The following is a 13,063-nucleotide window of genomic DNA, read 5'->3' as shown; positions in this document are numbered from 1 at the left end:
ACCTTCCTTACTGCTGAAAGTGCTTTACAACCCGAAGGCCTTCTTCACACACGCGGCATGGCTGCATCAGGCTTGCGCCCATTGTGCAATATTCCCCACTGCTGCCTCCCGTAGGAGTCTGGACCGTGTCTCAGTTCCAGTGTGGCTGATCATCCTCTCAAACCAGCTAGGGATAGTTGCCTTGGTGAGCCATTACCTCACCAACTAGCTAATCCCAACTGGGCCCATCCTGACGCGAGAAGCCCGAAGGTCCTCCTCTTTGATCCTAAGACATCATGCGGTATTAGCAGTCGTTTCCAACTGTTATCCCCCACATCAGGGCAGGTTCCCAGCCATTACTCACCCGTTCGCCACTCGTCAGCAAAGAAAGTAAACTTTCTTCCTGTTACCGCTCGACTTGCATGTGTTAGGCCTGCCGCCAGCGTTCAATCTGAGCCATGATCAAACTCTTCAATTGGAAAAATTTTGCCACCCTAAGGTGGCGGCTCAACGAATACTGATTTTTTGTTACCTGACCAACACGGACAAGTAACGAATTGACTGCGCCGATAACTTCGTTCCGAAGAACGGTGCTATTCGTGAGTCACTCAGTTCACTGATAAATCTTCTATCTATCAAGCACGAGTGCCCACACAGTTTGTATAGGTTAAATTGTTAAAGAACATTTCAGGCTGTAAGCATAATTTTTCATGCTTGCTAACCAGAACGGAGCAGATGTTACGCTGCTTAATTGATGAAGTCAATAATAAATTTAAAGATTTATTAATTTTTTTGCACAGAATATAAAACGTCTTCTCTATAACTTGTTTCAACTTCAAAAGAAGTTGTGATTTTGCATTGATACAAACGACAAAATTATCAATTTCTAGCTTAACGTCTATACTTTTTCCTTCAGGTCTTAAACCTCCATCTCCTTACTAATTTGATGAGAACCTTTTGGAAAGAGGTCAGATTTCATCTCGGTATGTCTAGGCATAAGGTGAGATAAAAACTTAGCACGGTATTTTCCAATGTACACAGAAAAGGGCACAAAACTATACTGGCGTTGTTTCCCAAATATCTGAACTAATCGCAATTCCTACAATCAGATCATAATGGAATTAAGCAGGAGGTTATAATGGAACAGACCAAGCACAAGATCAGCAACTGGAAATAATTATAATCAAGCATTAATAAACTGGGGCTAAGTAACTTTTTGGATAAACATCGCTGCTATTAAGGCATGACCTTGTCTAAAGCATCAAGGTCATCGTGGCCGTGGGTTTATATTTTCGGAGACCACGATTGAAACGGCACTGATGGTGAAAGGTATTTTTAAGCTCTACTTCAGTAGATTAAAAGGTTTTCTCAATTCGGTTTTTACGTTGATGAATGTCCCCCTAAAATCTCCTACATACACATGTATTAACCTCAGATCTGCATAAGCACTTGCTTATCAAGCCTAGTCATCTTGATGCTCGGCTTCTTTGATTGAAATAAATAAGCGATAAACCCCGCCAGCAAATTGACCATTAAAGCTGATAGAACTACGGTACCGAGAATGCTTGATTTGGGATATGTTTTTTACACCCGTTATCAGTGTCATGCCCTTGTCTCCAAATTCCAGCTCCAATGAACCAGAGATATAACCTTTAATTTCCGTATAAACACCCCAAATCTCATCAATGATTTCCAATACAGGTTTTCTATCATCCACGTTAACCGTCGTTACTTTGACTAAGATAATGCTACCTTGGTCATTGATAATAAGGTGTAATTTGAAACCGTAAAACCACACCATCGTTCCTTTCCCTAGCTTTGCGGTACTTTTAAAAACCTAATGTTTGAGAATGCGTCGGTTGTGATAAATCTGTAGCTTGGACGAATCAACGAAGGCAATCCATGACGGTGAGTGAGGCAAGAGTAAAGCGGAACTAGAAGACCTTACATGAGCTGGAGCATCCTCGTGTAGCTAACTAATTCAGGAAATTCGTTGGGGAGGTAGCAACAAAAAAGTAGATGTAATAGGGTTTAAAGTTTCGATACCCCTATTGATGGAAAGCTATCACTATTGCTATCACGTCGCTAACGTGAGAGGCAAGAAAGTTTGTTTCTTTGTTTTATACCGGAAGAAATTAGGTATTTTTTCCATGCAAGAGAGAAAGTTTGACAGAAGTCGCCAACATCGATGAAAACAACGTCTAAGTTCTTCATACTCAAATCCTTGTGCTGTCAATAGTTTATTTCACACAATCAGATCACGGCTTTGGCATTTAGTTCATTTCTTATGCGCAGCTCAGGTTACTTAGATAAAAGTGGGTTTGCCATAGCATGCCTCGAACTCATGGTTACTCTGAAAAAGGAAGTCGATGATATGGAGTTCATGATTGGTACTTGAAAGGAAAAGTTAACACCATGGGTGCTATCATCAATCATACGTTTCTAACACTTAGCTTAGTCATTGGAAACGTAAATGCGGAGGTATTTCACGTATGGATCGAACAAAACTTACTTCCGAAAGTTCCAGAGGAAGCTGTGATTGTTATCGATCATGCGAGTTTTCATAAGCATAGTGACATACTAGAATCAATTGAAGCTCGTAGTTGTGCGTCAACCTTAGATCATTGACACATCGCCGCTTTTACGTACACATCGAACCGAGTATTTTTACTTTCAATCTGCAATGATGGGACTTTCCCCGCAATAAATTGCGCATATTTCGGACGCTTTACAACTACTCGTTTTGTGGCCAATGCATAGGCAGGTACAAATAATTTATCTGCATCATTATCGGCACCAACCAGTGATTGAAGCATATGCATTTCTTTCTTTACTAATGCGGATTTTTTCTTGTGTGGAAACATAGGATCGAGATAAACGACACTGGGTCGCTCTAGCGAGGAGGCATTCACCGACAGCGTGCATGCCTCCTCGCTAGAAGCATGCATCATCGACATCCTCTCTCTAACCCATCCGCCAATATCTGGATCAGCCTGAGCACGGTGTAAACCGTCTTCTAGCAGTGCTGCCACCACTGGATGACGCTCCACCATTTGCACCTTACAACCTAATGAAGCCAGTACAAAAGCATCACGGCCTAATCCTGCTGTGGCATCTAGCACTGTCGGTGTTATACCTTTATTCAGACCCACCGCCTTCGAGATAAACTGCCTTTTTCCACCACCAAACTTACGACGGTATCCCATTGCACCTCCGATAAAGTCGACATAAACAGTACCGAGCTTTAAATCATCCAGCATTCGAAGTTTAAGACTTGATTTAGTTAAAATGAGCGCGAATGGAGCATCCCTATCATGAGTAAAACCCCATCGATGAGCGATGTCGGCTAGGGTATTTATGCGGAACGGATCTTCACAGAACAAAGCAATATGCATCTTATATACTCGGGAAAAGAGGTATGTTTTACTGCCCATTTTAGGTGAACAAAAAGATCTACTTTTAACCAAACAATCATGCGTTAATTTATAGGTGTCAACGAGATTTACTGACGTCATGATCAAAACATGTTTTTGTAAGAGTAGTGAGTTCCCTCAAAAATCGATAATACCGAGCAGGACGTCAGTGCACTCGCCCTACTGGAGGCTATCGGTACGCACATTCCGTCGTTAAATTCCCGTGAAATAGACTAATTATTCCTATGCAGATTTACCTCAGACTGAACACGGTAAGGATTTCTAAAATTGGGCATGTTTAAGTTATTTTGATATATACATTCCAATAAAAAAAGTAGTAAAATTACGGTGCTTGAAAAATGGATCCATATATAGATCATACGATTAATGAGGATATTACAATATCTTTGTAATCTAGTATAACGCTAGATTAAGGAATCCCAGCACGTTCGGAGTTATGGACGGGTATTCAATAACTTGGTTTCCATCTAGGAAATGAACTTTTTCATGGTTATAAATCATATTAAGATACGGGATATCTGAAGCAGTAGAGAACTGGGTTACAAGTCATGCTGACAAACCCTGCAACTTATTGTAAAATCCAGTGATTATTCCAATATATTGATTACAACTAAAACGCAGACTCGATATAATCACTTTTCATTCTAACATGTATTTCTGTAGAGTCGTAGCATGCATTCAAATTTGAAGTGCAACATTTTCCAATCAAGCTGCTAATTAACCTGAGCTGTGCATAAAAAATGGCGGTATGTCTACATTTTAGCTGATGGGATTTACTGCAAAGATCAGATGGATGACAAGCTTTGCTTGCTTGTTGTCATCGGCGTCGATGATGCCGATCGAAAGGAAATTCTACCCGTTGTTGAGGGTGCAGGGAATTAGAGGTTAGTTAGCGTGAAGTTCTGTTACAGCTAACGTTCCAATGTATTAAATAAAGTCCCAAAATCTGTTCAACCAAGAATGAAAAAACGCTTCACGTTATCTAGATGACGTGAGACACAACAAGAGGCACAGAAAGCCTTTTGACAGTTTAAAACACGATATGGTGCTAAATATTCTAAAGCAGCGGAATGCTGATTAAAGACAAAGTGGAAATGCTGGCATTTTACGATTTCCACGTCTAGCACTGGACACATATTCGAACGACACACCCCATTAAATCCATGTTTGCAACGGTGAGGCTAAGAACGAATAAAACCAAGAATTGTGGAAGCCAAAAAACGACACTGGCAATGGCCTGCAAACTGATGTGAACTGCTGAGGTTCACTGGCGTAGGCTGCGAGGCTTTAAATTACTCGCGGATATTATCAAAGGCGTAAAATTTAGAGATAGCATTCGTGAAACAAACGTCAATCATCAGGATACTGCTCTGGAGAGCTGTACACCAGAAATCACTATAGATCACCTCTCATCATCAGTGTTATTTCAATCACGGTATCCGAAAATATAAACCCACGTCCACTATGACCGTGATGCTTTAGACAATGGCATGCTTTAATAGCAGCGACGTCTATCCAAAAAGTGACTGCGCCATTGAAAGGGGTTATTTTGTTAGGATGACATACATCTTTGATGGTATTTAGTTCAGACGAATATCAATTCTAGCTAATTTTTACAGAGACTATCCTCCCATATGAGGAAATTAATAGAAGCTAAATTAACTTAACTATATTATCTCATACGCAAGGGGAATACCCAGTATAATTCTTGAATTATTGTTGAAATGTATCCGAGAAATTCGGATGTGCTGGAGTTTGTCAATGTTGTATAGGCTACTGAGATGCCTAACCAAAGAAGAACCTAGCACTGTTTTCTAAGGTAGTGGCATTGGGGAGATCGTGACTGTGGTTACTCGTCATTCCGCCGTATTACAATAAATAAGCGGTAGGTTAATGGAAGTGCATGGAGGCGATCTTCAACAACGGGTGTCTAAACCTACAACAATTTAAAAGATTATTACAATGCAATTCACACTATAACCAAAAAACTTGAAAATGCTGCATTTTAGAGGCTATCAGTACGTTCAGTTTGAAGTTAATTTTTATAGGAAGACTGAGTTTATTTCACGGGAAGTTTGCAATGGTATTGGCGTACAGATGCCATCCCGTAGGGTAAACTTACTGACAACATGCTAGGGATTATCCATTTTTGACGTAGTTCACTATCATTACACATTACAAATGTGTGCCTTGATCATGGCATAGGTAAATAGTGCTGAGATCTGCCTCTTTAAAGTGTTTTGGTATATATTGTCAATATATGCGTATTGTCTTAATGAAATCTATATGTACATCCTATAACACCCTTCAAGTTAAGGAATAAGTTCTATTGTATACAATGAGTTGTAAGGCTCGTCAGCATGACGATCTACGTGGTAGCATATGGGTGTCTACCATTACAGATACAATGACTTTTAACCGTGCTTAATCACCATTAAAATTAGGCATTTTGTGCGAAAACCTACTTAATTGAATATATAACTGCAGAATTCAACCCTAAATACGTTGATGAGGGTTAAATTGAATGCGAGAGACACCGATATGAGCGTGATGGAAATGGTAAATCACTCTCTAATATCAGTGTGTTTTGGCTAAATAATAACTCATGATTCGGGTGAGGCCTGAATATAAGGATTGAACCATATCAGGCTATGCAATTTCGTTCAATTATTCGAATAGTCGGGATACTCCTGGCACTTTTCAGTGTCACCATGCTGGCACCAGCTGTGGTGGCATTTATTTATCGAGATGGTGAAGGTTTTCCTTTTGTTCTCACTTTCTTTTTATTACTCGCTGGCGGCGGGATGCTGTGGTTCCCGAATCGCCTTTTTTGTCACGAACTTAAGGCCAGAGATGGCTTTTTGATCGTAGTATTGTTTTGGACGGTAATTGGGTGTGCTGGATCTATTCCCTTTATGTTGTCCGAACAACCGTCAATGTCAGTTACTGATGCGTTCTTCGAATCCTTTTCTGGACTAACAACCACAGGTGCAACCGTCATAGTTGGCCTTGATGACCTACCCAAAGCCATATTGTTTTATCGACAGCTCCTACAATGGTTTGGGGGGATGGGTATCATCGTATTAGCAGTGGCTATTCTACCTGTGTTAGGTATAGGAGGTATGCAACTCTATCGTGCTGAAATACCGGGTCCTGTAAAAGATAGTAAATTGACACCGCGTATCGCGGAAACGGCTAAGGTGCTATGGTATATTTACCTAACACTGACGCTCTCTTGCGCATTGTCTTATTGGTTGGCAGGTATGTCTGTGTTTGATGCATTCACCCATAGCTTCTCGACAGTTGCAATTGGTGGGTTCTCTACACATGATGAGAGTATTGGTTATTTCGATAGTCCTGTTATAAATTGCATTACGATTCTATTTCTCTTCATATCTGCATGTAATTTTTCTCTACATTTTGCGGCGTTTTCAAGTGGTAAGTTGTATCCGAGGTACTATTTTAAAGATCCTGAATTCCGAGTCTTTATTCTGGTTCAAGTAATACTGTTAGCTATAGTGTTTTGGATGTTAAGGAACCAAGGTACCTACGATTCAGAGTTAGAGACTCTTAACCAAGCAATTTTCCAAACTGTTTCAATCAGTACGACGGCAGGTTATATAACAACTGGATTTTCAGAGTGGCCTCTTTTCTTACCAGTACTTCTGCTTTTTTCTTCCTTTATAGGGGGATGTGCAGGTTCAACGGGTGGTGGTATGAAAGTTATTCGTATATTATTACTCTTTTTACAAGGCTCACGAGAATTAAAACGCTTAGTACATCCGCGAGCCGTATACACAATTAAGGTAGGTAATAAAGCATTACCACAACAGGTGGTTGATGCTGTGTGGGGGTTCTTCTCCGCATATGCGCTTGTGTTTGTAATTTGTATGTTGGCGTTAATAGCAACAGGTATTGATGAATACACAGCATTTTCAGCAGTAGTCGCTACACTCAATAATTTGGGTCCAGGCTTAGGGGAAGTAGCTGTTCACTTTGGTGATATCAATGATGGGGCGAAATGGGTATTGATTGTATCAATGCTGTTTGGTCGTCTTGAAGTCTTTACTTTATTAGTTCTTTTTACACCTACTTTCTGGCGTAGCTAGTTACCTGTGGAAACCCGTGACTAATAAAAAGGATAAAACGTGGGAAAAGCATTATTGCTTTACTCTAGTCGTGAAGGACAAACAGTTAAGATTCTTCGCCATATAGAAAATGAATTGAAAGAAACCTATCAATGTGCGCTGATGGATCTACATGATATGCCAGAGATCAATTTCCATAATTATAATAAGATTATGATTGGCGCGTCGGTTCGTTATGGACACTTTAATAAAAAGCTTTATCAATTCATAGATATAAATCTTGCTGCATTGATTGCAGTTAAATCAGTTTTTTTCTGTGTAAACTTGATGGCAAGAAAGCCAGAAAAAGACAGACCGGAAACGAACATGTATATGAAAAAGTTTCTTTCACTATCACCTTGGCAGCCTGAACTTCTTGATGTGTTCGCAGGCGCACTTTATTATCCGCGCTATAAGTTCTTTGATTGTATGATGATAAAACTCATTATGGGGATAACCGGTGGCGAAACAGACATTACGAAAGAGGTGGAATATACCAGATGGGATCGCGTTAAGCAGCTGTCAGAGCGGTTTGGATCACTATAGCAACACCTCTATTAGTAAGTACAGACGTGAATGTTGTTGATTAAATCAGGCCTATAATACACTAATCTCAATATTTTTTACAGTCTTAATTTATCTGCTGTTGAACAGGTATACCGAGTCTTAGAACTTTGCTCATATCTTCACTAACTTGATCATTGTAATTAACCTGAGCTGCACTCAAGAAAGGAACTAAAGGCCAAATTTACGATCTGATCGTTTGAAATAAACTATTGACTGCACAAGGACTTGGGTCTGAATAACTTAAAACATGAAACCCGAAGTGATGAAATTTTGGAACCGCCTGATACTCCGGAAACGATTTATTATTGAAACTGGTTTTGACCAACTAAAAAACATATCCCAGATAGATCATTCGTGGCACCGTAGTTGTATCAGCTTTATAGTCAACGTGCTGGCGAGGCTTATCGCTTATTCATTTCAACCAAAGAAGCCGAGCTTCAAGATGACTAGGCTTGATAAGCAAGCGCTTATGCAGATCTGATGTTAATCCACGACAACGATGACAGTGATGATTTAGACAATACCATGCCTTAATAGTAGTGACATTTATCCAAAAAGTTACTGAGACATGGTTTACTAAATGCCTGATCATATTATTTCCAGTTGCTGATTTTGTGCTTATCCTTTCCCATCATCACCTCCCACTTAACTCCATGATGATCTGATCGTAGGAATTTAGATTAGTTCAGATGTTTAGGAAACAACGCCATTGAAATGTATTAAATATTAAGTGTACACAGTATTATCGCAATGTAGACTGAATGAAAAGGCAATGAACGTGAAAAGTGTGCTGATTTTTGATTCTGGCATAGGTGGGCTATCTATCTATCTGGAAATAAATAAGTTAATACCCAATCAACATATAATCTATGCGTTTGATAATGCTGCATTTCCTTATGGCGAACAAGAAGACGATGTGCTTGTTACACGTGTATGTGGTATGGTTTCCGCACTTTGTGCGGAATATAATATTGTATTGGTGGTAATTGCATGTAATACCGCTAGTACACTGGTTCTCCCTTATCTTCGTGAATTGCTATCGATCCCTGTAGTGGGTGTGGTTCCTGCGATTAAGCCTGCTGCTGAAATCAGCCAAAGTAAGAAAATAGGCCTGTTGGCTACACCTGCCACTGTAAAGCGTGCTTATACTCGTCAATTGGTTCAAGACTTTGCATTTTCCTGTGAGGTAACTATGGTCGGGTCAACAAGGTTAGTACAAATGAGTGAATCAATGTTACGTGGCATAGCAGTAGATAAAGACGAATTGCAAGCCGTCCTTTCACCGTTTATGGGTGAGGTAGATTGCATCGTATTAGGTTGTACTCATTTCACATTGATCAAAGACAAAATAGAGGATGTAGTCGGTGAAAGTTGCCAAGTGATTGATTCGAGTAAGTCGATTGCGAACCGAGTTGCGGGTTTTTTAATTAAAGAAGGCCAGAAGGCCTTCCTAAATAAGCATCAGCACTGGGTGTTTAGTAGCGCTTCGGTAAATGAAGAGGCTGTATTAAACCAAGAGTTCTGCCAAATAGGGTTCCTCTCTATTCAGCGTGTTCCGATTTTCTAGGATCGTTTGCCTCCCTTACTTTCAGTATCCTGTCCCCATACGCACTATTATTAAGTTGGTCGATGGCTGCAGGTGCATCTTTAGCGGCTATAACGACAAAGCCAAATCCACGACGCTTCCCTGTCCTTTTATCTTTCATTAAACGAACAGCAAATACTTCACCATACTCGGCGAAAAGCTCTTTAACGTCATTCTCATTGGAACGGTAAGGTAGGTTACCTACGTAAATTGTTTTACTGTTGAGAGATAATGTTTTTGAAGTTGTGCCTGCAGATTTAGTAGGGAATATAGAAAGAACAATACTGCCTGTAACGGCCCCCAAAGCAAATGCAAATCCTACGCTGATAGGTATTAATGGAAAAGTATTAAGTAGTAATCCACCTAATACAGCGATAGCTCCTGTAATAAGCAAACTGATAAATGTTCTCATAATCATCAAATTTAAAGGTCTGTTAGAAGGAATAGCATAGAAGAATAATACTCAATGCTTAACTATAAAATAAAACATATACTACATACAATTGTTAGTTTGATACTGATGGTTATTGAATGGCTATTACCTATAAGTAAGTGTTACTGACATATACGTCACTCTTATGTCATTCTTTGTTCAATTTTAAATTTAATTATACTCGGTCGGGAAAGAAACGGATAAAAACGCTTGTAAATGTGATAGCAGTCTCCAGAATAAATTTATAAAGATACGAAAACGGGCTTTCAGCAGAAGTCACTTATCGGATCAGTATGGTAGGGGAAGCACATTCGTGCTTAATTCTCACCCAGCACTTGAAGTTTCGGCTTATAGATCCCTGTTCAAATGGCCGATACGCATTGCGACAACGTGTTGTTTTCCTAAAATAATCGCTTTCTTCGTTTTTTCGGCAAAATATCATTTTCAATTCGACCTAACGAGTACAGGTTAGGTTTCCGGTTTCGTTGCCAAGATATATTTAGCAACCGCTCCCATTTATCCCTGTATCCAACACCAAATGTTGCTTATTTTAGATCACTTAGTAACTGAGAACTACATTTGAAAACTCCTCAGAGCTTAAGTTTGCAAAACTAATAGAATATCAAGATTGAATAGATTTGTTGGCATTTTTTGTTAAGGTGGAACACCTTGTTATACTGGTGCTTTTTAGCTATGGTCGTAGCCGATCTTGAAATTGGCGAGCTAGAGCATCTATGACGTAGTGTTTTTAAATCTAACATCTCCCATATCCTTACTAAAGGACAAGCTTCTTTTTATTTGGAAGAGAAGGAACCTCTTTTTAAACACATCAAACACATTAAAAACTGCAAGGTGCAGGTTTTTTAATTTGATTCTCCAGCCATCTTAACGTGTCCCATAATGAGACGGTTCACTGTGGCAAAAGCACTGACGATATGAATCGTTGATTGACGATCATCTCGGTAGTAGGAACCACGAAGTATTTTCCTATTTATTGAAATACCTTCACCATCAAGTGTATTTGAAACAGGTATTGTTAATTAATCTGAGCTGCGCATAAGACATAAAAAATGAACTAAATGCCTAAGTCGCGATCTGATCGTTTGAAAAAGAACTATTAACTGCATAAGGATGTGGGCATGAATAACTTAACCTCAGATCTGCATAAGCGCTTGCTTATGCAGATCTGAGGTTGATTAAATCAGGCTTATAATGCACTGATCCCAATTTTTTCTACAGTCTTAATTTGTCTGCTGCAGAACAGCAATACCGAGTCTTATAACTTTGTTCATCGCTTTCATATTTGTCGTTGATTTGCCAACTTGAGCATTATAATTACAAAGAATGAGTTTGGGGGTTGCAAGGTTAAACTGAAAAGGACGACTATAGAACACACTAAATCCACACTAATGAAGCCGCTTATGTAGAACGAAAAGACAATTCTCTTTACGTCACTGGTCGGTGAAGAGGGATTCGAACCCCCGACCCTCTGGTCCCAAACCAGATGCGCTACCAAACTGCGCTATTCACCGAAGTGGGGTGGCTAACGGGACTCGAACCCGCGACTACCGGAATCACAATCCGGGACTCTACCAACTGAGCTATAGCCACCACATTTTTCAACAATACTTCCCTTTCAAATTGGCGCACCCGACAGGATTCGAACCTGAGACCTTTGGCTCCGGAGGCCAATGCTCTATCCATCTGAGCTACGGGCGCTTATCTTGATTTGAGAAGTCGGATGTTACGGATATCACACCCTGACGTCTAGCACTTTTTAAGATTTTTTACGTACAGTTTCTGTTATCTTATCAGACTCAAGTACACACAAGACCTCTCAATTGTAATGCTTAAACGTAACAATCTAAAGCGCTATACTAAAAAATATGAAGATACATGTTTCAACTAGCTTAACTGATGTCATGATTAAAGCATCTTCATTGTAAGTGTAGTAAGCTACATCAAAGAGTGATAACACCAAATATGACGTCGGTGAACTACCCCATATAGGAGTGGCTGAGGTGCGTCAATTTTATCTTCAAATCCAAGTTAAATAAATTGATTATTCCTATGAAAACTTGCATCGAACTGAACACAATGATGATCTCTTAAATCAAGAAACTTCAAGTTATTCTAGCAGATAATTAAAACTGTAATAAAGATTGGGATTGCTGCGTTGTATCCTTAAATAGGCCTGATTTAATCAACAACGCCTATTACAGTCAATAGTTTTTTAAACTAAAAAATCGCGACTTAGGCATTTAGTTCATTTCTTATGCGTAGCTCAGGTTAATTACATTATGTCCACACGGAACAAACCATAACAATTATGGCACTTCATCATTTTATAGCTTTTTATTTATGTATAGCATGTAAAGGGTCGACTTTTGTATTCGCGTATTGTCCATGTAGTGTTGTAGACTAAAACAGTTGTATAAAATATCAGATTAGCTCAATGAAACCAAAGATAAGGAGTAACTTAGTGAAGTTAAAGGGAATTCTTTTACGTCGTCTAATGTTATCTACCGTTGCCACTATATCCTTAATCGATGCATCACATTCTGCAGACATGTCCGAAAAAGCAACTGCAGAACGTATTGCACCTGTAGGTTCTGTCTATTTGAAAGGTGAAGTCTTCATTGAAGATACAATCTTGACAAAAGAGCCTCGTACTGGCAGTGTTGTTTACAACACCTACTGCATGGCATGCCATCATAATGGCATGGGAGGCGCTCCTGTAGTAGGTGACACCGTAGCATGGGAGCCACGAATTTCTCAAGGTATGGAAGTACTAACCGACCACGTATTTAATGGTTTTAATGGTATGCCAGCAAGAGGCGCTTGTATGGATTGCTCTAGCGAAGAAATAGTATTCGCCATTGAGTATATGTTTTCGCTGTAAGTTCAATTTATGAGCAAGTTAATGAACGTCTTTTAT

The 13,063-nt window shown here is 39.5% G+C and carries 10 protein-coding genes, 3 tRNA genes, 1 rRNA gene and 4 pseudogenes; 8 read left to right on the top strand and 10 right to left on the bottom strand.

Annotation, left to right across the window (positions count from 1 at the left end):
• A 16S ribosomal RNA gene (locus BTN49_RS10490) occupies positions 1 to 457 on the bottom strand; the annotation flags it as partial.
• A gap of 660 nt (positions 458 to 1,117) precedes the next feature.
• Between BTN49_RS10490 and BTN49_RS21285 the strand changes: the two are divergent.
• Positions 1,118 to 1,418 (top strand): annotated as a pseudogene (locus BTN49_RS21285) (transposase); the annotation flags it as partial.
• A gap of 23 nt (positions 1,419 to 1,441) precedes the next feature.
• Here BTN49_RS21285 and BTN49_RS16335 read toward each other — a convergent pair.
• Positions 1,442 to 1,780 carry a transposase gene (locus tag BTN49_RS16335; protein ID WP_199399565.1) on the bottom strand — a complete coding sequence of 113 codons (339 nt, stop codon included), beginning with the start codon at positions 1,778 to 1,780 and terminating at the stop codon, positions 1,442 to 1,444.
• 284 nt (positions 1,781 to 2,064) lie between these two features.
• Positions 2,065 to 2,193: a hypothetical protein gene (locus BTN49_RS19415; protein ID WP_263364208.1), complete on the bottom strand. Its 129-nt coding sequence runs from the start codon at positions 2,191 to 2,193 to the stop codon at positions 2,065 to 2,067.
• Positions 2,194 to 2,373: 180 nt separating this feature from the next.
• Here BTN49_RS19415 and BTN49_RS21280 point away from each other — a divergent pair, with 180 nt between their 5' ends.
• Entirely contained in the window at positions 2,374 to 2,607 is a 234-nt protein-coding gene (locus tag BTN49_RS21280; protein ID WP_146679395.1) for a transposase, read from the top strand.
• Here the strand turns inward: BTN49_RS21280 and BTN49_RS10470 are convergent.
• On the bottom strand, positions 2,601 to 3,374 hold the full coding sequence (locus BTN49_RS10470) for a class I SAM-dependent methyltransferase (protein ID WP_097357128.1): 774 nt from the start codon (positions 3,372 to 3,374) through the stop codon (positions 2,601 to 2,603). The genes BTN49_RS21280 and BTN49_RS10470 overlap by 7 nt on opposite strands.
• Before the next feature lie 783 nt (positions 3,375 to 4,157).
• On the opposite strand from BTN49_RS10470, the pseudogene BTN49_RS18375 reads away from it, so the two are divergent.
• From BTN49_RS18375 to murI, 5 genes and pseudogenes are all read left to right on the top strand, one after another.
• A pseudogene (locus BTN49_RS18375) lies at positions 4,158 to 4,783 on the top strand (transposase); the annotation flags it as partial.
• Positions 4,784 to 6,064: 1,281 nt separating this feature from the next.
• Positions 6,065 to 7,522, top strand: a complete 1,458-nt coding sequence (locus BTN49_RS10465) for a TrkH family potassium uptake protein (protein WP_097357125.1) — start codon at positions 6,065 to 6,067, stop codon at positions 7,520 to 7,522.
• Positions 7,523 to 7,561: 39 nt separating this feature from the next.
• Entirely contained in the window at positions 7,562 to 8,086 is a 525-nt protein-coding gene (hemG, locus tag BTN49_RS10460; protein ID WP_097357124.1) for a menaquinone-dependent protoporphyrinogen IX dehydrogenase, read from the top strand.
• Positions 8,087 to 8,393: 307 nt separating this feature from the next.
• Positions 8,394 to 8,588, top strand: a pseudogene (locus BTN49_RS10455) (transposase); the annotation flags it as partial.
• Between the two features lie 291 nt (positions 8,589 to 8,879).
• Positions 8,880 to 9,674, top strand: coding sequence for a glutamate racemase (gene murI, locus BTN49_RS10450; RefSeq protein WP_097357122.1), 795 nt, complete (start codon positions 8,880 to 8,882; stop codon positions 9,672 to 9,674).
• On the opposite strand, the gene BTN49_RS10445 is transcribed toward murI, so the two are convergent.
• The 6 genes and pseudogenes from BTN49_RS10445 to BTN49_RS10430 all read right to left on the bottom strand — a co-directional run bounded on the left by BTN49_RS10445 (position 9,649) and on the right by BTN49_RS10430 (position 11,844).
• Positions 9,649 to 10,104 carry an RNA recognition motif domain-containing protein gene (locus BTN49_RS10445; protein WP_097357121.1) on the bottom strand — a complete coding sequence of 152 codons (456 nt, stop codon included), beginning with the start codon at positions 10,102 to 10,104 and terminating at the stop codon, positions 9,649 to 9,651. The two genes, murI and BTN49_RS10445, sit on opposite strands and share 26 nt — an antisense overlap.
• Before the next feature lie 887 nt (positions 10,105 to 10,991).
• Positions 10,992 to 11,150 (bottom strand): annotated as a pseudogene (locus BTN49_RS21275) (ISAs1 family transposase); the annotation flags it as partial.
• Positions 11,151 to 11,366: 216 nt separating this feature from the next.
• Positions 11,367 to 11,519 (bottom strand): hypothetical protein, encoded by a 153-nt coding sequence (locus BTN49_RS14215; protein WP_158523737.1) that lies wholly within the window; start codon positions 11,517 to 11,519, stop codon positions 11,367 to 11,369.
• Between the two features lie 61 nt (positions 11,520 to 11,580).
• Positions 11,581 to 11,657 (bottom strand) — tRNA-Pro (locus tag BTN49_RS10440).
• Positions 11,658 to 11,660: 3 nt separating this feature from the next.
• Positions 11,661 to 11,736, bottom strand: a tRNA-His gene (locus BTN49_RS10435).
• A gap of 31 nt (positions 11,737 to 11,767) precedes the next feature.
• Positions 11,768 to 11,844, bottom strand: a tRNA-Arg gene (locus BTN49_RS10430).
• A gap of 763 nt (positions 11,845 to 12,607) precedes the next feature.
• Here BTN49_RS10430 and BTN49_RS10425 point away from each other — a divergent pair.
• Positions 12,608 to 13,027, top strand: a complete 420-nt coding sequence (locus BTN49_RS10425; RefSeq protein ID WP_097357120.1) for a c-type cytochrome — start codon at positions 12,608 to 12,610, stop codon at positions 13,025 to 13,027.
• Positions 13,028 to 13,063: the final 36 nt, after the last annotated feature.

The organism is Candidatus Enterovibrio escicola (genome assembly GCF_002464935.1).
GTDB classification, from domain to species: Bacteria; Pseudomonadota; Gammaproteobacteria; order Enterobacterales; family Vibrionaceae; genus Enterovibrio; species Enterovibrio escicola.
Note: the sequence above shows the minus strand (reverse complement) of the source record. Positions and strands in the feature narration are given on the sequence as shown.